Genomic DNA, 19795 nt, shown 5'->3' with positions numbered 1-19795 from the left:
CTGTGTCCTGTCATCCGAACGACGGCAGCTCGGGCAGGTCGCTGCCCAGCTCGCGGCCGTCGCTGCGGCCGAGCGCCCAGCTCAGCAGAGCCGCACTGCCGCCAGTGACGATCCTTGCACCGGCAGGTCGCACAGGCGACGACCAGGTGCTGTCCGAGCTCTCCAGTACTACGGGGAGGTCCGAGGGCCACCTAGCGGTCACATAGGTGAGCAGTACGTCGCGCACCCCGGCCGGTACGTCGTCGAACGTGTACCCGAGCCCCAGATCGACATGGTGCACCTCCAGCTCGTTCAGCCGAGCAGGCACCACCTGGTACGCCGTACCGGGGGCCCCGCTCGGCCAGACCACTGGGGCTGTCCAGGCGGCCGCGGGGAGATCCTCGAAGCGCTCCATCAGCCTTGCCTGGGCGGCGGCAATATCCTCGACCTGCTCCCCGAGCGGCCGGGACGCGCCCTCGGCGATATCGGCCACGCGGGCCTCCGTGGACACGTACATCGGCTTGCGGACGCCGGTCAGGGCCCAGTCGCACAAGTTCACCAGGGCGTCGGCATTGCGGGCGAGGTGAGTTAGCACATGGCCCACGGTCCAGCCGGGCAGCAGCGACGGGCGCAGTACTGCGTCGTCCGGCAACTGGGTAAGAGTGTCCAGCAGGCGCCGGCTCGCGGGCGGTAACTCCGCGATCAGGCGGCTCGTTGCCTCCGGTGCGTCCATGGCCGGACTCTATCGAATATGCTTTCGAAAGACGTCCTGCCACGGTCGGGCGACCGGCGTGGAGTTTTTGTCGGTGGGCCTCGTTAGCATGACCGGGCATGTCCCAGGTGCGTCGTCCAGTGCCGCTGAACGACCCCAGAAACCCTCGAGAACGGCTGAGAGTGAGCTTGTGTCTGACCGACTGATCGTGCGTGGAGCGCGTGAGCACAACCTGAAGGACGTCTCGCTCGACCTGCCGCGCGACGCCATGATCGTCTTCACCGGCCTGTCCGGTTCCGGCAAGTCCAGCCTGGCCTTCGACACCATCTTCGCCGAGGGCCAGCGGCGCTACGTGGAGTCGCTGTCCGCGTATGCGCGGCAGTTCCTCGGCCAGATGGACAAACCCGACGTGGACTTCATCGAGGGCCTGTCACCGGCCGTCTCGATCGACCAGAAGTCGACCTCGAAGAACCCGCGCTCGACCGTCGGCACGATCACCGAGGTCTACGACTACCTGCGGCTGCTGTTCGCCCGGGCGGGCCGGCCGCACTGCCCCGAGTGTGGTGAGCCGATCGCGAAGCAGACCCCGCAGCAGATCGTCGACCGGGTGCTGGAGCTGGACGAGGGCATCCGGTTCCAGGTGCTCGCGCCGGTGATCCGCGGCCGCAAGGGGGAGTACCTCGACCTCTTCCGCCAGCTCACCGGCCAGGGCTTCTCCCGGGCCCGGGTGGACGGCGAGACGATCCAGCTGACCGAGCCGCCGAAGCTCGACAAGCAGAAGAAGCACACCATCGACGTGGTGGTCGACCGGCTCGCGGTGAAGGGCTCGGCCAAGCAGCGGCTGACCGACTCGGTCGAGACCGCGCTCGGGCTGTCCGGCGGTATCGTCACGCTGGACTTCGTCGACCTGCCGGAGGACGACCCGGGCCGCGAGCGCCGGTTCTCCGAGAAGCTCGCCTGCCCGAACGACCACCCCCTGGCGATCGACGAGCTGGAGCCCCGCTCGTTCTCGTTCAACTCGCCGTACGGCGCCTGCCCGGTCTGCTCCGGGCTCGGCACCCGGATGGAGGTCGACCCCGAGCTGCTCGTCCCCGACCCGTCGAAGTCACTCGACGAGGGCGCGATCCAGCCATGGGCGGGAGCCAACGTCTCGCAGTACTTCGAGCGGCTGCTCGGCGCGCTGGCCAAGGACCTCGGCATCAAGACCAGTACTCCGTTCGCCGAACTGCCGGCCAAGGCGAAGAAGTCGCTGCTGACCGGTCACGACCAGCAGGTGCACGTCTCGTACAAGAACCGCTACGGCCGCGAGCGCTCGTACTACACCACTTTCGAAGGCGTCATCCCATACGTCGAACGCCGGCACGCGGAGGCGTCCAGCGACACCAGCCGGGACCGGTTCGAGGGCTACATGCGCGAGGTGCCCTGCCTGGCCTGCAACGGCGCCCGGCTGAAGCCGATCTCGCTCGCGGTCACCATGGGCGGCAAGAACATCGCCGAGATCAGCGCGATGTCGATCGACGAGGTACACGAGTTCCTGGCCGGGATGGAGCTGTCACCGCGGGAGAAGCAGATCGCCGAGCGGGTGGTCAAGGAGATCGGCGAGCGGCTGCGGTTCCTGCTCGACGTCGGCCTGGACTACCTGGCGCTGAACCGGCCGGCCGGTTCGCTGTCCGGTGGCGAGGCGCAGCGGATCCGGCTCGCGACCCAGATCGGCTCCGGCCTGGTCGGCGTGCTGTACGTGCTGGACGAGCCGTCGATCGGTCTGCACCAGCGCGACAACCGGCGGCTGATCGACACCCTGGTCCGGCTCAAGGACCTGGGCAACACGCTGATCGTCGTCGAGCACGACGAGGACACCATCGACCACGCCGACTGGGTGGTCGACATCGGCCCGGGCGCGGGCGAGCACGGCGGCCAGGTGGTGGTGTCCGGCACCGTCGAGGACCTGCGCAACCACCCGGACTCGATCACCGGCGCCTACATCTCGGGCCGCCGGGAGATCCCGATCCCCGCGGTACGGCGGCCGCTGACCGAGGGTCGCGAGCTGAAGGTGTTCGGGGCCCGCGAGCACAACCTGAAGGACATCGACGTCTCGATCCCACTCGGGGTCTTCGTCGCGGTCACCGGGGTGTCCGGCTCGGGCAAGTCGACGCTGGTCAACGACATCCTCTACACCTCGCTGGCGCGGCAGATCTACGGCGCCAAGACGATCCCCGGCCGGCACACCAAGATCTCCGGGCTCGAACTGGTCGACAAGGTGATCCACGTCGACCAGTCCCCGATCGGCCGGACACCGCGGTCCAACCCGGCGACGTACACGGGAGTCTGGGACCACGTCCGGAAGTTGTTCGCGGAGACGCCGGAGGCGAAGGTCCGCGGGTACCAGCAGGGCCGGTTCTCGTTCAACGTCAAGGGCGGCCGCTGCGAGGCCTGCTCGGGTGACGGCACGCTGAAGATCGAGATGAACTTCCTGCCCGACGTGTACGTGCCCTGCGAGGTGTGTCACGGCGCCCGGTACAACCGGGAGACGCTCGAGGTGCACTACAAGGGCAAGACGGTCGCGGACATCCTGGACATGCCGATCGAGGAGGCGGCCGAGTTCTTCGCGGCGATCCCGGCGATCGCCCGGCACCTGACCACGCTGAACGAGGTCGGCCTCGGGTACGTCCGGCTCGGTCAGCCGGCCCCGACGCTGTCCGGTGGTGAGGCGCAGCGGGTGAAGCTGGCGTCGGAGCTGCAGAAGCGTTCCACCGGCCGGACCGTGTACGTGCTGGACGAGCCGACCACAGGTCTGCACTTCGAGGACATCCGCAAGCTGCTCGGCGTTCTCGGCAGCCTGGTCGACAAGGGCAACTCGGTACTGGTGATCGAGCACAACCTCGACGTGATCAAGACGGCCGACTGGATCGTCGACCTCGGTCCGGACGGCGGCCGGCGCGGCGGCACGTTGGTTGCCGAGGGCACCCCGGAGGACGTCGCGGCGAACCCGGGCTCGTACACCGGGCAGTTCCTGGCCGAGATTCTCAAAGGCCGGGCAGCAAAACCGAGCGCCAAGCAGGCGCTCGAGAAGACAGCCGTGAAGGCCACTGCTGTGAAGAAGGCGCCGGCGAAGAAGGCTGCTGTCAAGAAAGCCGCTGTGAGGAACGGGACGGCGAAGAAGGCCGCTGCGAAGAAGGCGCCGGCCAAGAAGGCGGTCGCGCGCAAGCGGGCCGGCTGACGGTTCGCGGCACTTTCGCAGTACCGGAAATTCAGGGGCCGTCGGCAACTCAATCGGCGGATTCCGGCGGCGACCTTTCAGTTCTGATCGAAAGGTCGCCGCTGATCGGAGGCGGGAACCTGGTGACCCGTCGGGCCGTCTATCGTTGCGTTCGCGGCGTAACGACTTCGAAGGAGAAATTGTGAGCGGACGTTGGGACATGGGTCAGGACACCCTGAGCCAGTTGGCCAAGAAGACCGGGACGGGAACGCAGGATCTCGGTGGCCTGGTGAAGCAGCTGGTCGCCGCGGCGCAACCGCTGGAAGGCAAGATGAGCGGCGCCGGCAAGGCGATGTTCGACGGCTTCAAGGCCAACGTGGACGGGATCGCGAACGACCTGAACGCCGGGCTCGCGGCGATCAACCAGGGCCAGTCCGGGATGGACGCGGCCTTCCGCACCGGTGACTCCGAGATGGCCGAGACCGCGAAGAAGAACCAGAGCGCGGCGGACTTCAACGCCGCCAAGTTCGGCAAGCGCTGAGAGAGAGACTGACGATGGCAAATCGCAACAGCTACGACACCGCCGCCTCCGGCGAGGTACAGGCCACCATCAACAACCTCTCCGGCCAGATCTCGGCCCTGATCGCGACGCACAAGCAGAACGTGGCCGCGGCCCTGGCGGACGCCTCGGCCAGTGGCGTGACGGAGAACTACCGCGGCGTCGAGGCGAAGTTCAACACGGCAGCCGACCAGACCCTGGCGATCATCCGGTCGCTGAAGGAGACGCTGGCTCAGAACGACTCGACCGCCGCCGCGACGCTGAAGAAGGCCTCGGCCGCTGTCGACGGCATCGGTGGCTGACCGGTAGTACGCGCATCTTCACGGCCGTGGACGGCACCTCCTGATGGGGCCGTCCTGGCCGTTTGTGGCCTGTGCAGGGCCGGAGAACCTGAGGGGTGACAGTGGACTGGGACATCGACATCGCGGGGGCCAGCAAGGTCCTCACCGACACGGTGACCGCGGCGGAGCCGTTCGACGGGTTGGCGACGACGTACGGCACCAACCTCAAAGCGATCATGGAAGGCCTGAACTACAGCATGTTCACGGTCGTCGCGGTGGCTATGGGCGAGTACGCGCAGCATTGGTCGCCGACGCTGGAGGCCGCGGCGAAACAGGTCGGTGCCTCGCTGACCGGCGCCCAGAACGCCCTCAAGGCCTACATGGAGGGGCAGGAAGAGATGGCCCTGACCGCGCAACGCGCCGCGTCGAACGGCGTGATCCCTGACCCGCCTGGGACACCACCCAGGTCGACCGGAAAGAACGTGGCGGTATGACCGAGCAGGTACCGGCGGAAGTGCCGGCCGAGGTCGCTCAGGCGGCGCGTGTGCGGCTGGCCGAGTGGCTGACCGCCGAAGCGCCGACCCCCGAACTGGGCGCGACGCCCGAGGATCTGGCCGACTGGACGGCGCACCAGGCGGAGGAGTACCTGGTGTTCGTTCCGCCCGGGTACGCCAACTTGCTGTTCCTGGTGGCTGATCACGGCATCAGCTCCTTCGCGCCGAGCGAGCAGTCGCTCGAGCAGGCGATGGCGGCGGCCCGGCCGCCGTCGTCGTGACCACGGCCGCGCGCCGGATCTGAAGCAATCGTCGACCCACGTGTGACCGAGGACTGAACTAGATGATCAAACCCGAAGGTATCCCGATCACGGAGCTGACCAAGGTGGTCACCGCTCTCGACAACAACGTGGCAGGGCTGAGCGGCCTCGGGCAGAAGTTCGTCGACGTGGGCAACGGCGTCCACAACACGTTCGGTGGGTTGAACAACGTCTACCACGCGCCCGAACGGGAGCTGCTGGTCAACTCGACGAAGAAGATCCAGACGAACCTCGCCGAGTTCGGTCCCAGCCTGCCGGCGATGTCGCGGCACCTGGAGCACCTGGCCGGCGAGGTGCGTAGCCGGCTGGGCAAGCTGAAGGACATCCGGGACGAGGCCTACGAGTGGCATCGACGCAAGAACGGCAATCCGGACTGGCAGAACGATCAGGACATGATCGACGACAACAACCGGATGTTCCAGGACACCAACCGGATCATGAAGGAGGAGCTCCCTGGGCTCTGCTTCGCCGCGGCCAACGAGATCGTGAAGCTGCACGGCGGCAAGGCCTGGGATCCGAAGACCGGTGTGCGCGAGGGCGAGCAGCCGCCCCCGCCCCCGGACGAGGACGCCGAGCCGGAGGAGCCGGCCTGGGGATCCGAGGAGGAGCGGGACAAGCCGCTCTGGCAGGACATCATCGAGTTCCCGGTGGATTTCGCGGTCGGTGTCCTGACCGTCGTCGGTGAGACCGTCGAGGGCATCCTGACGCTGATCCCGGTGCTCCCGCTGCTCGGCATGATCCCCGGCCTGAAGGACTGGGCGAAGGACACCCTCGGGTACGACATCCCGACCTGGGAGGACGCGGGTAATGCCTGGAAGGGGTTGGGCACGTTCGTCGGACAAGTGCTGACGGTCGGTCCACAGCTCGCCTGGTGGGCCTTCGACAGCATCACCGGGATGGACACCCGGCCCGACTGGGTGAAGGAGTGGGGCGAGACCGGCCTCAACATGGGCGAGCAGATGTTCAAGGGCTTCGTCGCCTGGGACGAGTGGGCGAAGAACCCGGGCAAGGCCCTTGGTATGGCGCTCACCAACATCGTCGCCACCGTGGCGACGGGCGGTAGCGCGGGCGCGGTCAAGACCGCGGCGATGGCCGGTAAGTTCGGCGCCGCGAGCACTGCGGTGTCGAGAGTTGCTGGTGCGGCCTCGAAGTTGCAGGGGATGCGGGCCGGGCTGCACGACCTGGCCCTCGGCGCGACGATGAAGATCCCGAAGGTCGGCGACGTCATCAACGGCCTGGCGAAGATCCCGATCGTCGGCGACACCTTCACGATGCAGAACGTCCCGAAGGTGGACGTCCCGTCGGTCAACACCCCCGGCACCACCCACACCTCGGTCGACACCTCGACCACGTCGGTAGACACCCCGTCGGTGGACAGCCCGACGGTCAGCAACCCAACCGTCAACACCCCGAACACCGGCAACGTCGACGCCCCCAACACCCCGACCACTCCAGTCGCCCACGCCAACCCAGGCACAACGAGCCCGGGTACGACGACGCCGAGCACCAGCACCCCGGGCACGACGACCCCGAGCACGAGCACCCCGGGCACCACCACTCCGGGCACGACCACTCCGGGCACGACCACGCCGGGCACGACCACGCCGGGCACGACCACGCCGGGTACGACCACGCCGGGTACGACGACGCCGGGTACGACGACGCCTGGTACGACGACGCCTGGTACGAACACCCCGGGCACGAGCACACCGGGTAGCACGACGGCGGGCACGAACACGCCTGGCACGACGACCCCGAGCACGGCGACTCCCGGGTCGCACACGGATCCTGGTACGACGACGCCAACCAACCGCGCGCCCGAAACCAGCACCTCACCCACGACGCGGACGCCGGACTCCACCACGTCCCCCACGACGCGGACGCCGGACGCGAACACCCCGAGCACCACCAACACCCCAGACACGTCCCGCACCCCGGACTCGACGACCCGCACGCCGGACTCGACCAACACCCCCGAGCCCAGCCGCACCCCAGAGACCTCCCGCACCCCGGAAACCTCGCGGACCCCGGAGTCGACGAACACGCCGGAGACCTCCCGTACGCCGGAGACCTCGCGCACCCCGGAGACCTCGCGGACTCCGGAGACCACGCGGACCCCGGAGTCGACGAACACTCCCGAGACGAGCCGGACTCCAGAGACTTCGCGGACCCCGGAAACCTCCAGCACACCCGAGACCTCGCGGACCCCCGAGTCGACGAACACGCCGGAGACCTCGCGGACCCCGGAGACCTCGCGGACCCCGGAGACCACGCACACGCCGCAGACGAGCCGTACGCCGGAAACGCAGACTCCGGGAACGACGCGGACGCCGGAGACGACCACGCCTGGCACCCCGAACACGCCGGACCCGGTGACGGCTCGGCACGCGGACCCCGCTGTCACTCCCGTCATGCCGATGCACCCCGGCATGCCCGGCCACACCAACGTGCCCAACACCCCCGGCCACACGAACGTGCCGAACACGCCGGGCCACACGAACGTGCCGAGCACTCCGGGCCACACGAACGTGCCCAACACCCCGAACACGCCGGGCACGCCTAACACCCCGAACACGCCCAACACCCCGAACACCCCGAGCACGCCCAACACCCCGAACACGCCGAACAACAAGCCGGGGCACGACGGCGGGAACGATCCGAAGTACGACAGTCCGCTCGAGCGCCAGAAGGTGGTCGACGAGCTGAAGCCGGAGTACCTCCGGCCCGAACCGAACAAGGACCGCTCGAAGATCGACCCCGACCAGTACATCGAGGCGCACCCGGCGGACCCCCGTCGGGACGACCTGCGCGACTCGGTCGGCGATCCGCCGGAGTCGAACCCGGAGAACTGGGCCGGCAAGGTCAACCCGAACTACGCCGTCAGCCCGCAGTACCGGATGAACTGCGCGGACGGTTCCCGCAAGACCGCGGCGATCCTGAACGGCGAGACGCCGGACCTGTCCGCCGGCCGGAAGCTCGCGAACGGCGAGAACCCCGAGGCCACCCTCGAGTGGATGGACATCGAGGACTTCCCGGCCGAGAACAAGATGGGCCTGCAGGACTGGGACGCCGACCCGGCGGACTTCACCAACGCGGCGTACCAGCGGGTGTTCGACGCGCTGAACGGCCGCCCGCCGGGCACGCACGCGAACATCTTCGTGACCTGGCGATCGAGCATGCCCAACATCCCGGGCGGTGGTCACGTGCTGAACGCGTTCGTCGACCCGTCGGGCCGGGTCAAGTTCCTGGACTCACAGCCGCCGGGCGGCAAGGTCGTCGACGCGTTCCCCGACGGTCACACCGGTTCGCACCCGAAGAACCCGTACGACAACGGCAACGGCACCGGCAACATCACGTCGATCCAGTTCGCCGTCCGCGAGCGCGGCGGCCGCTGGGAAGGCCCGCCGCGCACCCCGAACACCCCGCCGGCGTCGCAGCTGCAGTACATGCGCCAAACCATCCCCCCGATCGCCCCCCGCCCCGGCACCCCCGGCTACAACCCACCGAACACCACCCCCCACGGCACACACACCCCAGACCCCAACACCCCGAACGCCCCAGATCCACGAACGCCAGATCCAAACACCCCCACACCGGACCCGGCCACACCGCAACCCCGCACGCCGGACACAAATGCGCCGGACTCGCGGACGCCGGAGTCCCGTACGCCGGACACGAATGCGCCTGACTCGCGTACCCCGGACTCGCGCAGCCCGGAGTCGCGGACGCCGGACACGAATGCGCCCGAGTCGGGCATGCCGGAGTCGCGGACGCCGGAATCGAACACCCCGGACAAGAGCACCCCGGAGGCTGGGCGGGCTGATCAGTACGGGGCGGGGACTCCTGGCCGGCGGGATCTTGGGCGGTACAACGGGTCGGAGCTTGCTGACCCGAACTTCCGGGCGTCGGCGCAGGACCTGGCGCGGTTGCGCGACAGCATGAAATCGATCGACCCGGGCAAGATCGCCGAGCACCGGCGACGCGGGCGGGAGCAACTGCCGGGCACCATCGACGACCTGTCGGACGTCGAGCTCACCGCCATGGAGCGGATGCTGGGCACCGACCACCAGGACATCAACAACGCCTACCGCGCCGGCGACCCGAACGTCGAGAACAACCCGCTGGTCCGGGTCGCCACCTCGGCGATGCGGAAGCTGCCTGACTTCCAGGGCAAGATCGACCGGGGTATCGCGTTCGACACCCCGGAGCAGCTGCAGGCGTTCCTGAACCGCTACCAGCCGGGTCAGAGCCCGACGGAGAACGCGTTCACCCACTCGGACAAGGACCCGGACGGCGCGAAGATCTTCAGCGGCGGCCAGTACTCCGCGGGCCGGGTCGTGCTGCACATCGACGCCCGGCACGGCAAGGACATGTCGTTCCTGCGGGACAAGTACGTCGGCGTCGACGAGGTCATCCACCCGCCGCACACCACGTTCTACCCGACGTCGAAGCCGGTGTACGACGCGGAGACCAACACCTGGCACGTACACGTCCGCGACCACAGCGGCCCGGTAGACGTACCGGAGGGAGACGCGTCGCCGGTCACGGTCGAGCCCGACACCAGGCGCAACTACTGGGCAGAGCACGCAGATGCCCAGTACCAAACCCCGCAACAGCCCGGCCAATTCGGCCCGACCGGCAACCAGCCGGGCCAGTTCGGCCCGACTGGTCAGCAGCCCAGCTACAACCCGGCGCAGCAGCCTGCGCAGTTCGGCCCGACGGGTCAGCAACCCGGCTACAACCCGGCCCAACAGCCTGGACAGTTTGGGCCGACGGGCCAGCAGCCCGGCTACAACCCGTCGCAGCCGCAATATGGGCCGCCGCAGAACCAGCCCGGCTATAACCCAGGCCAGCCGTCGCAGCCGCAGTACGGCCCGCCACCACACCAGCCTGGTCAGCGGCAGCCCGGGCAGTTCGGCCCGACGGGCCAGGAGCCGGGGTATCACCCGGGTCAGCAGTCGCAGCCGCAGTACGGGCCACCGCAGAACCAACCCGGCCACCACCCGACCCAGCAGCAGTCCGGGTATCACCCGAGCCAGCAGCAACCTGGTTACCACCCGGGGCAGCAGCAGCCTGGGCAGTTCGGGCCGACTGGTCAGCAGCCCGGATATCACCCGGGTCAGCAGCCCGACGGCCAGTTCGGGCCGACCGGGCAGCAGCCCGGTCACCACCCGAGCCAGCAGCCGCAGCACCCGGGACAGCAGCCGCAGTACGGGCCGGGGCAGCAGCAGCCGGGGTATCACCCTGGGCAGCAGCCGGGACCGCAGTCGCAGTACGGGCCGCCGCAGAACCACCCAGGGCAGCAGCCGTTTGGGCCCGGGCATCGGCAGGGGGAGCAGCCGGGGTATCAGAACCAGCAGCCTGGGCATCCGGGACAGCCGGAGGCGCCGTATCGGCAGCCTGGGCAGCCCTACCCGGGGCAGCACCCGCACCAGCCGGGTCAGCCGAACCAGCCTGGGCGGTATCCGGAGCAGCAGTCGCAGTACGGGCCGGCGCAGCAGCAGCATGGGTATCACCCTGGGCAGCAGTCGCATCCGGGGCAGCAGCCGTTTGCGCCTGGGCATCGGCAGGGGGAGCAGCCGGGGTATCAGAACCAGCAGCCTGGGCATCCGGGACAGCCGGAGGCGCCGTACCGCCAGCCGGAGCAGCACTACCCAGGGCGGCAGCCGCATCCTCACCAGCCGCACCCGCACCAGCCGGGTCAGCCGAACCAGCCGTACCGCCAGCCGGAGCAGCAGTCGCAGTACGGGCCGGGACGTCAAGACCCGTATGCGCCTTTGCATCAGCCGGATCCGTACGGACCGCCGCACCAGCCGGGTCAGTACGCACCGAACCAGCCCGATCAGTACCCACCGCACCAGTACCCGCCACACCAGCCTGGGCAGCACTACCCGCCTAACCAGCCTGGACAGCAGTACCCGCCACACCAGCCTGGGCAGCACTACCCGCCTAATCAGCCGGGGCAGGCGGATCCGTATGTGCCTCCGCGTCCGCACGACCCGTACGGTCAGCCGCAGCAGCCCGGGCACTACCAGCCTCAGCAACCGTTCGGGCAGCCGCAGCGGCCGGCGTACAACCCGCAGGAGTTCGGACCGAGCGCGCGGAACACGCCGGAGCAGCCATCGCATGGCCAACCTGACCCGTACGGTTCGGCCGATCCGTACGGTTCGGCGGATCGTCAATCGGAGCCGCCGCGTCAGCCCGACGGCCAGGGCCCGCCGCAGCCGCACAATGAGCAACCGACCGGGGGCTCGCCCGCGCGACGCGACAACTCGGAGTTCCCCGTCCGGCAGCCGGCAAAGGGTGAGTTCGTCGAGCCGGACACGTCAACGGCGGAGAAGGCTTATCAGAACATCCGGAACCGGACCGATGACGTTCCGAAGGTGGCCGCGTCGCTCGACCTCGACCCGGGTGTGGTCGACGTGGCGAAGCGGAACCTCTTCGTGAACAAACATGATGTCGCGGTCGGCGGAGGCGATATCGTGCACGGGTACTTCACGGCTGACGACTACATCGCCGGCCTGTGGAAGTCGGCGATCGCTGGAAAGCTGCAGAGTCCGAACGAGTTCAACGAGTTGCGGTCCGTGATCGCGCACGAGTACGTAGAGGCCAAGCTGATGGAGGCCGGTGTTCCGTACAACTATGCCGATCCGAGGCTGTGGGACGACGTGGACGGCTACGGCGACACCACCGAACACGTCGGTGCGCACACCGCGGCGCCACGCGCGCTGCAGGCCACCAGTAACCTCGAGCTCCTGCTGGAGCACTGGAAGAGCCACGGACTGACGCCGCCTCCTGGAGGAGTCGCGCCCGATCTGTCCAATCTGGACGACATCGTCCGGCGAGCAATCGAAGGGATGGGATGGTGACCGACACAGTCGCGGCAGAGCGGATGGTCGACCGCCTCGTCGCGGTGGAATGGGACGAAGCCGCGGCGCGCGCGCATCGGCGTTCCCGTGGCCGGCTGGCGCGCGAGTTCCTCCGCCGTACTGCGCAGTGGGCGCTGGCCGTCGGCGCGGAGGAGGGCTGGCCGTTCAGCGACCTGGCGGGTGCTCTGGATCCGGAGCTCGTCGTCGACCCGGCGTTGCTGGCGAAGCTCGAGATCGACGCGACGACCGTGGGACTGTTCCCCGTCCGGCCGGCGCATGCCGCGGTGATCGTTCGGTGGGCGGCGCTCGGCGACCTGCCGCGCCAACGGTTCCCGGAGCTGGACGATCCGTACGAGCCACTGCTCAGCCTGCTCGGCCGCGGCGGCGGCTATTCGGTGTCGAAGGGGTTCATCGAGCTCGGCTCCGGATCGTTCCCGATTCGCTCGCTGGCCGACCGGGCCGCGCTGGAACCGCTGCCGATCGACGAGGCAACGCTGGACATGGCGGACCGGGAGAGCTGAGCGCGGATGTCGGGGAACTACGGTACGCAGGTCATCGAGTCCGTCGCGGTACGGCGACGACGGCTACGGGAAGCCTGGTTGTTCGGGGCCGAGCGGGCCAGGAACACGCTGAACGAGCAGACCGGCAAGGTGCTCGCGAGTGTGATGATCGGTGCGGTCGCGTGCGCGGGCTGTGCCGGAGTGTCGTACTTCAAGTCGGCGCAGGCGAAGGAGAAGCAGAACCAGCAGCCCACGCCGACCGCGACCACCTCCGGCCCGGTCAGCCCGTCACCCTCCAAGTAGTCAGCACCCCTCCAAGTAGTCAGCACCCGCCAAGCAGTCAGCGGCCGAAGAAAGTAGTCAGCGGCCGAAGAGATGCCGCAGCCAGGTACGACGGGGCTGCGGCTTCAGCGCGGCGGGCAGGACGGCACCCGGCGGAGTCGCCAGCGTGATCGGTACCTGCGCCATCTGGTCGCCCTGCAGCCAGTAGAGGTCGGGGGAGCACTGGTCCGGAGCGCCGCGGTAGCTGTCGGTGACCCAGCGGGCCAGCGCGTCGGCCTGTGCCTGGCCGGCATCGGCGGGGCAGTAGCCGACCGCACTCAACCGCGGTACGCCGACCAGCACGCCGGCGCCCAAAGATGCCTGGGGCAACAAGTTGTCCCGGTCGACGATCGCCATCGAGACCAGCGGATCACCGTCGCGGCTGAGCACCGAGATTCCGCCGTCCTGGCGCGGTTTCAGGCCCGCGATCTCCGCCAGGCTGAGCTGGACCGGCGACGGTACGCCGGGGTCGCCGAGTCCCAGCATCGACCGCCGGACGACGGTCAGCCGGCGCAACTCGCTGCCGGTCCGGATGAACACGACCACCTCGAAGTGCTCCCCGAACGGCACCAACGCGTCGGCGACCGGCCCCGCGGTGCGTGCCGACCAGCCGCGCTGCACCAGCAACGCCCGCTGGCGTTCCGCGATATCGCCGTACCGGTGCTCCTCGGTGGCCAGTTCGCCCTCGGCGACGACGGCCCGCAGCCAGGCTTCGATCTGCTCCGGCCAGCGGGCCTGTGGTAGCTGAAGGCAACGATCGACGACCTCGGTGACGCTGACCACGGCCGACATCCGCAGCCCGCCGCGGCCCCAGTCGACCTCGACCGTGCGACGCTCGCTGTCGACGACGCAGCCCGGTAACCAGAGCGGCGCGAGGTCCGCAATCATTTCCATCACAGTGGAATCGTCCGTACCCGTCATCTCGTGACCTCACCCCACCACTAGAGTGTCTCGCGCGTCCGTCGCTCAGAAACAGCAAAGTCCCCGCGCACCCGCGGGCTGGTCCAGCGGAGGAAAACCTTAGTGGCAAGCCGGATCGTGCACCGCCCGGCGCGGCGCACATCTGCCCCCGTTGTCCCCCAGCAGCGCGTGATCGAACCCGCGCCCTCCCTCGGCGGAGGTGGCGGTGGTGGGGGCGGTGGCGCGATGCAGATGCTGCTGCCGATGGTGGGCAGCCTCGGCTCGGTCGCGATGATGACGATGGGCCGGTCCGGCCCGATGGTGATGGTCGGCGTCGGGATGCTGGGGCTGACCCTGGTCGGCTCCGTCGCCGCCATGCTCTCGTCCCGGGGCCGGGGCGGCAAAGACCGCAAGAACCAGCGCCGCCGGTACCTCGACTATCTCGAGCGAATGCGGGACGACTTCTCCGTCCAGGAGCGCAAGGCCCGGTCGCAGGCGCTGGAGTTGAACCCGCCGCCGGATGCGCTGCTGGACTGCGTGGCCGACGTGTCCCGGCTGTGGGAGCGCCGTCGTACCGACAGTGACTTCCTGCAACCGCGTTGTGGCAGTGGCCGCGTGCCCGCGGTTCCCGCGATGGTCGGTCAGGGCGGTTCCGCGATGGATCCGCCGGACCAGTTCATGATGGCCGAGGCGAACAGCCTGGTCCGGCGCTTCATGCTGAACCCGGACATGCCGCTGACCGTGCCGCTGGACCACGTCGGCAACGTCAGCATCATCGGCGACCGTGAGGGCGTCGTCCGGGTGGCCCGCTCGCTGCTCGCGCAGACGGCGGTCTTCCACGCGCCGGAGGACGTGAAGATGGCCGCGTGCTTCCCGCGGGCCACGATGCGGGACTGGCAGTGGATGAACTGGCTGCCGCACATCCAGGACCCGGAGCGCCGGCAGGGCCCGATGCCGTTCCGCCGGATCGCCGAGACCCCGGCCGCGCTGGGCCGGCTGCTGTCGGACGATCTGAGCGAGCGGGTCCAGTGGGCCACCGAGTCGCGTCGCGGGTCGGTCAACTTCGAGGACCGCAAGCGGCTGACCAAGCGGCTGCTGGTCCTGCACGACACGTACGGCGACGTCGCCGCCGAGGTCCGCCCGCAGGCCGACGACTCCCTCCTGCCCGGCGAGCTCGGCGTCACCGTGCTGCACCTGGTCGCCGACCGCGTCCAGGAGCCGAGCTCGGTGACGATCCGGATCATCGTGTACGGCGACGAGGTCCGGATCGAGGACCTGCGCGGGCCGTACCCGATGGTCGCCAGCGGCCAGGTCGACCGGATGGAAGCCGCCGTTGCCGAGGGGATCGCCCGCGAGCTCGCCCCCCTGCGGCTGTCCGCGGAGTCGCTGGACGAGGACGCGCAGCGCGACAACGTCGACTTCATGGGCCTGATCGGCATCAGCGACGTGGCCCGGCTGGACTTCAAGCAGCTGTGGCGGCCGCGTCCGGATCGCGCGTTCCTGCGGGTCCCGCTCGGCATCGACGACCAGGGCGCCGTCGTCCTCGTCGACCTGAAGGAATCGGCCCAGCTCGGGATGGGCCCGCACGGACTCTGTATCGGTGCGACCGGCTCCGGAAAGTCCGAAGTACTGCGAACGATGGTGCTGGCCCTGCTGGCCACGCACAGCCCGGAGGACCTGGCGCTGGTGCTGGTCGACTTCAAGGGTGGCGCCTCGTTCGCACCGTTCGAAGGGGTGCCGCACGTGGCCGGCATCATCACCAACCTGCGCGATGACGCGAGCCTGATCGAGCGCGCGTACAAGAGCCTGGAAGGGGAGGTGCAGCGCCGCCAGGAGGTGCTGAAGGCGGCGGGCAACAAGGCCAACATCACCGACTACCGGCTGGCGCGGGAAGAGAACCCGGACCTGCCGCCGCTACCGCACCTGTTCGTCATCATCGACGAGTTCGGCGAGTTGCTGAACGAACGGCCGGACTTCATCGACCTGTTCCTCTCGATCGGCCGGATCGGCCGGTCGATCGGTGTGCACCTGCTGCTGTCCAGCCAGCGGGTCGAGTCGGGCAAGCTGCGCGGCCTGGAGACCTACCTGTCGTACCGGCTGGGTCTGCGGACGTTCTCCGAGGAGGAGAGCCGGACGGTGCTGGACACCACCGACGCGTTCCACCTGCCGCCGCTGCCCGGATTCGGGTTCCTCAAGGTCGACACGAGCATCTACCAGCGCTTCCGCGCGGCGTACATCTCCGGCCCGTACGTTCCGCCGACGGACGACATCATCGAGGACGAGGGCGCGGAGGTCCGCCCGCAGGCGTTGACGCCGTACCAGCAGTCCGAGGAGGAGCTGGAGGCGCAGAAGCCGGTCGAGGCGAAGGCCACCGAGCGTTCGACGGGACCGACGGTGCTGACCGTGTTCGTCGACCAGGTGTCGAAGGCCGCCGAGTCGGTGCTGAAGATCTGGCTGCCCCCGCTGCCGGCCGCCTGCACGCTGGACGGCCTGGCCGGCCGTGCCGACTTCGTTCCCGATCGCGGTCTCCAGCTGTCGGTGAAGTCGCCGCAGATGAAGCCTCCGGTCGGCGTGATCGATGACCCGAGCAACCAGCGCCAGGAGGTTCTGCGGCTGGACCTGACCCGGGCCGGCGGCCACGTCGCGATCGTCGGCGGTCCGCAGTCCGGCAAGACGACGGCGTTGCGAACGCTGGTCACCTCGCTGGCGCACACCCACACTCCGGCCGAGGTCGCGATCTACGCGCTCGACCTGGCCGGCGGTGGCATGCAGGCGCTGGAGAAGCTGCCGCACGTCGGTGGCGTCGCGCTGCGGACCGACCGGGAGAAGGTCCGGCGGACGGTCGAGGAGATCCGCGGGATGATCGACCACCGCGAGCGGGTGTTCCGCAACCACGCGATCGACACCATGGAGGCGCTCCGCCGGGACCACGCGGCGGGCGCGATCCCGGAGCTGCCGACGGCCGACATCGTGCTGGTGATCGACAACTTCGGTGCGATCCGGACCACCTTCGACGAGCTGGACGAGCCGATCACCGACATCCTGTCGCGCGGCGGCAACTACGGCATCCACGTGGTCACCTCGATGATGCGCTGGAACGACGTCCGGATGCAGAACCAGGCAATGTTCGGCACGATGTACGAGCTGCGCCTGAACGACCCGTCGGACTCCAACATCGACCGGCGCCTGCAGGAGGTTCTGCGCAAGGCCGGTCCGGGCCGGATGCTGGTACCGGGATCCGCCAAGCTGTTCGCGCAGTTCGCGCTGCCGCGGGTGGACGGTGTCGCCTCCGACGAGAACCTGGCCGAGGTGCTCGAGGCGCAGGCCGTGTCCGCGCGGTCGACCTGGCAGGGACCGCGGGCGCCGCAGGTCCGGATTCTGCCGCTCAAGCTGCCGCGGGCCGAGGTGGCCGACGAGATCCGGCAGCCGGCCGTCGTACCGATCGGGGTGGACGAGCGTGCGCTGGCACCGGTGTACCTGGACCTGGCCGGTCGCGACAGCAACCTGGTGGTCTTCGGCGACAGCGGCTCGGGCAAGACGAACATCGTCCGCCTCGTCGTCCAGCAGCTGATCGAGCGGCACAAGTCCGACCAGCTGGTGTTCGCGGTGATGGATCCGCGGCGCGGCCTGCGCGACGTCGTACCGGAGGAGTATGTCGGTGGCTACGCGCCGAACGGCCGGGTTGCCGCCGGGCTGGCCGGGGGAGTGTCGGAGGAGCTGGCGAAGCGGATGCCGGACGACACCGGCGCCATCCCGGAGGCCGGCCAGGGCGGGCCGCGGATCGTGGTGCTGGCCGACGACTACGACCTGCTGACCACGGGTGGGCAGTCACCGATGGACCCGTTCCTGCCCTACATCGCGTCCGGCCGGGACATCAGGCTGCACTTCATCGTGACCCGGCGCGCCTCGGGTGCGTCGCGGCAGATGTACGAGCCGTTCCTGTCCGCGGTCGTCGAGTCCGGGGCGGCCGGCCTGGTGATGTCCGGCGACCGCAACGAGGGACAGCTCTTCACCGGCGCGCGTCCGGGCGACTACCCGCCCGGCCGGGGATTGTTCGTACGACGGGGCGACGGGCCACAGCTCGTCCAGACGGCCCTCGCCGACGCGGCGCGGCAGGCCGGCACGGAGAACAGCGGAGGAACGACATGACCTACGACCTGGTGGCGCTCGTGGACGGGCGTCCGTCGAGCGACGACGTGCTGGCCGGTCTCGGCGCGGCCGGGAAGGAGCTCGGAGTCCGCGCGGTGAGCGGCGGCGCCGTCGTCCAGCTCTGCGACGACGAGAACCTGCCGCTGGTCTCGATCGAGCTTCCGCTGCTCGTGCAGGTGCCGGGGGAGGTCGAGCGGATGCTCGGTACCGCGGCCGGGTCGGTGGAGACGCCGGTCTGGTGGGTCGAGATCCGGGCCTCGGCCCGCGACGGTGCCCGCGAACTCGCCGAGAAGTACGCGAACACGCTGATCGATCGGCTCGGCGGCAAGGTCTGGACGTCCGGCGGCGCCGAGATGAACCAGACCACGATGGCGCACAGCACGATGGCCCCGGGCCCGGACCACAGCACGACGGACCAGAGCACGAGTGAAGGAACCGACTGAGATGCCGCAAGACCTGATCTTCAGCCCTGGTGTCGACCTGATCACCGAGAAGGTTGCCGTCGTCATGCAGGACCGTCCGGTGATCGGCATGTCGGCCTGGCTCACCGACGCGCTGACCTCGGCCAAAGCGGCCGGGCGGGACGTCCAGCTGGTCACTCCGCTGACCTCCCGGCTGACCTGGCCGGTCCGGTCGACGCTGTTCCGTGGCCCGTACTCGCGCTGGGTCGTCACCGGTTCGGACGGCGAGTACTTCGACGGGCTGAACGGCGTCAAGCTGAAGTGGAACGGGGACATGTTCCTGGCCCGGTCGGTCGCCGCCGAGCGCGGGCAGCCGAACTCGGACCTGCACCCGGACTTCGTGGTCCAGGAGGAGCCCTTCGGCCAGCTTCAGTTCACCGTTCGGGTCCGGCACAAGCCGGTCCAGAGCCTCGTCCTGGGCCGGGTCGCCGAGCGGCTGTTCACCGCGGCCACCGGGATCGGGCCGGCCGGCTGGGCGACCTCCGAGCCGGTGACCCAGCCGTGGAGCCCGGACGCGCTGACGGAGTACTGCCGGGGCCGGGCGCCGGAGCCGACCTGGTTGATCCTGGCCGGACAGCCGGGTGCGGAGTACAAGCCGTCGGTCGGCACGCTCGAGGCACGCCGGACCAAGTCCGGGCTGGACGAGACGGTGACGCTGGCGGTGGCGCAGCCCGGGATGGACTTCCCGGACGTGAACGAGGTCGGCCGGTGGATCGACGACATCGCGGACCACTTCGAGCTGATCTCGGCGATGGTGATGGGCTCGCACGGCGCCGCGGACGGCACCTACCAGCCGCGCTTCGTCGGGATGGCCTGCCCGATCGGCGTGGCCGCCGGCAACGAGGCGGTCCAGGCGTCGAGCGTCGCGGAGATGGTCAAGGTCCCGGGCATCAGCCGGGCCCTGGCGATCGGTCCGGCGCACTCGCCCGCGATCTGGTACCCGATCGGGAACGGGCGCGAGCCGAAGGACTGGGAGAAGTACGCGGCCCTGATGAAGAAGCTGATCCCGGCCGACGTTGCGGCCGGTCAGCGGTGACGAACCACCAGAAGCGAG

13 protein-coding genes are annotated in these 19795 nt (G+C 69.2%); 11 read left to right on the top strand and 2 right to left on the bottom strand.

All coding sequences use genetic code 11. The features are described from left to right. Nucleotides 1-10: 10 nt before the first annotated feature. The gene (locus ACQPYM_RS22400; protein WP_433002961.1) at nucleotides 11-712 is read right to left on the bottom strand and encodes a maleylpyruvate isomerase family mycothiol-dependent enzyme; all 702 of its coding nucleotides are present in this window, start codon (nucleotides 710-712) and stop codon (nucleotides 11-13) included. Between the two features lie 169 nt (nucleotides 713-881). Between ACQPYM_RS22400 and uvrA the strand changes: the two genes are divergently transcribed. The 8 genes from uvrA (at nucleotide 882) to ACQPYM_RS22360 (ending at nucleotide 13213) form a co-directional block, all read left to right on the top strand. Further along, the gene (gene uvrA / locus ACQPYM_RS22395; RefSeq protein ID WP_433002958.1) at nucleotides 882-3908 is read left to right on the top strand and encodes an excinuclease ABC subunit UvrA; all 3027 of its coding nucleotides are present in this window, start codon (nucleotides 882-884) and stop codon (nucleotides 3906-3908) included. Nucleotides 3909-4089: 181 nt separating this feature from the next. After that, entirely contained in the window at nucleotides 4090-4428 is a 339-nt protein-coding gene (locus ACQPYM_RS22390; RefSeq protein ID WP_433002955.1) for a hypothetical protein, read from the top strand. A 14-nt stretch (nucleotides 4429-4442) separates the two neighbouring features. Continuing rightward, the gene (locus tag ACQPYM_RS22385; RefSeq protein ID WP_433002952.1) at nucleotides 4443-4748 is read left to right on the top strand and encodes a hypothetical protein; all 306 of its coding nucleotides are present in this window, start codon (nucleotides 4443-4445) and stop codon (nucleotides 4746-4748) included. Nucleotides 4749-4843: 95 nt separating this feature from the next. Beyond that, nucleotides 4844-5221, top strand: coding sequence for a DUF6507 family protein (locus tag ACQPYM_RS22380; protein WP_433002949.1), 378 nt, complete (start codon nucleotides 4844-4846; stop codon nucleotides 5219-5221). Further along, nucleotides 5218-5502, top strand: a complete 285-nt coding sequence (locus ACQPYM_RS22375) for a hypothetical protein (protein ID WP_433002946.1) — start codon at nucleotides 5218-5220, stop codon at nucleotides 5500-5502. Before ACQPYM_RS22380 ends, ACQPYM_RS22375 begins: the two co-directional genes overlap by 4 nt. Nucleotides 5503-5564: 62 nt before the next feature. After that, nucleotides 5565-12410 carry a toxin glutamine deamidase domain-containing protein gene (locus ACQPYM_RS22370; RefSeq protein WP_433002943.1) on the top strand — a complete coding sequence of 2282 codons (6846 nt, stop codon included), beginning with the start codon at nucleotides 5565-5567 and terminating at the stop codon, nucleotides 12408-12410. Further along, nucleotides 12407-12931 carry a hypothetical protein gene (locus tag ACQPYM_RS22365; protein WP_433002940.1) on the top strand — a complete coding sequence of 175 codons (525 nt, stop codon included), beginning with the start codon at nucleotides 12407-12409 and terminating at the stop codon, nucleotides 12929-12931. Before ACQPYM_RS22370 ends, ACQPYM_RS22365 begins: the two co-directional genes overlap by 4 nt. Nucleotides 12932-12937: 6 nt before the next feature. Beyond that, nucleotides 12938-13213 carry a hypothetical protein gene (locus tag ACQPYM_RS22360; RefSeq protein WP_433002937.1) on the top strand — a complete coding sequence of 92 codons (276 nt, stop codon included), beginning with the start codon at nucleotides 12938-12940 and terminating at the stop codon, nucleotides 13211-13213. A 57-nt stretch (nucleotides 13214-13270) separates the two neighbouring features. Here ACQPYM_RS22360 and ACQPYM_RS22355 read toward each other — a convergent pair whose 3' ends face one another. Further along, entirely contained in the window at nucleotides 13271-14119 is an 849-nt protein-coding gene (locus tag ACQPYM_RS22355) for a hypothetical protein (RefSeq protein ID WP_433002934.1), read from the bottom strand. Between the two features lie 258 nt (nucleotides 14120-14377). On the opposite strand from ACQPYM_RS22355, the gene eccCa reads away from it, so the two are divergent. Genes eccCa through ACQPYM_RS22340 form a run of 3 tightly spaced genes read left to right on the top strand, consistent with a single transcriptional unit; the run spans nucleotide 14378 to nucleotide 19777 of the window. Further along, complete coding sequence (gene eccCa / locus ACQPYM_RS22350; RefSeq protein WP_433002931.1) at nucleotides 14378-18280, top strand: type VII secretion protein EccCa; 3903 nt, start codon at nucleotides 14378-14380, stop codon at nucleotides 18278-18280. Then, entirely contained in the window at nucleotides 18277-18723 is a 447-nt protein-coding gene (locus ACQPYM_RS22345; protein WP_433002928.1) for a hypothetical protein, read from the top strand. The genes eccCa and ACQPYM_RS22345 overlap by 4 nt, the downstream gene beginning before the upstream one ends. Nucleotide 18724: 1 nt before the next feature. Then, nucleotides 18725-19777, top strand: a complete 1053-nt coding sequence (locus ACQPYM_RS22340; protein WP_433002925.1) for a DUF6177 family protein — start codon at nucleotides 18725-18727, stop codon at nucleotides 19775-19777. The last annotated feature ends 18 nt before the right edge of the window (nucleotides 19778-19795 follow it).

Origin of the sequence: Kribbella sp. CA-294648 (genome assembly GCF_050943845.1) — a bacterium.
Classification (GTDB): Bacteria; Actinomycetota; Actinomycetes; order Propionibacteriales; family Kribbellaceae; genus Kribbella.
This window is presented reverse-complemented; position numbering and strand designations above follow the sequence as displayed.

Coding starts and splice junctions, on each gene's coding strand:
- ACQPYM_RS22355 (WP_433002934.1), bottom strand. CDS start 14,119: ATGATTGCGGACCTCGCGCCGCTCTGGTTACCGGGCTGCGTCGTCGAC.
- ACQPYM_RS22340 (WP_433002925.1), top strand. CDS start 18,725: ATGCCGCAAGACCTGATCTTCAGCCCTGGTGTCGACCTGATCACCGAG.
- eccCa (WP_433002931.1), top strand. CDS start 14,378: ATGCAGATGCTGCTGCCGATGGTGGGCAGCCTCGGCTCGGTCGCGATG.
- ACQPYM_RS22400 (WP_433002961.1), bottom strand. CDS start 712: ATGGACGCACCGGAGGCAACGAGCCGCCTGATCGCGGAGTTACCGCCC.
- ACQPYM_RS22375 (WP_433002946.1), top strand. CDS start 5,218: ATGACCGAGCAGGTACCGGCGGAAGTGCCGGCCGAGGTCGCTCAGGCG.
- ACQPYM_RS22370 (WP_433002943.1), top strand. CDS start 5,565: ATGATCAAACCCGAAGGTATCCCGATCACGGAGCTGACCAAGGTGGTC.
- ACQPYM_RS22385 (WP_433002952.1), top strand. CDS start 4,443: ATGGCAAATCGCAACAGCTACGACACCGCCGCCTCCGGCGAGGTACAG.
- ACQPYM_RS22360 (WP_433002937.1), top strand. CDS start 12,938: ATGTCGGGGAACTACGGTACGCAGGTCATCGAGTCCGTCGCGGTACGG.
- ACQPYM_RS22345 (WP_433002928.1), top strand. CDS start 18,277: ATGACCTACGACCTGGTGGCGCTCGTGGACGGGCGTCCGTCGAGCGAC.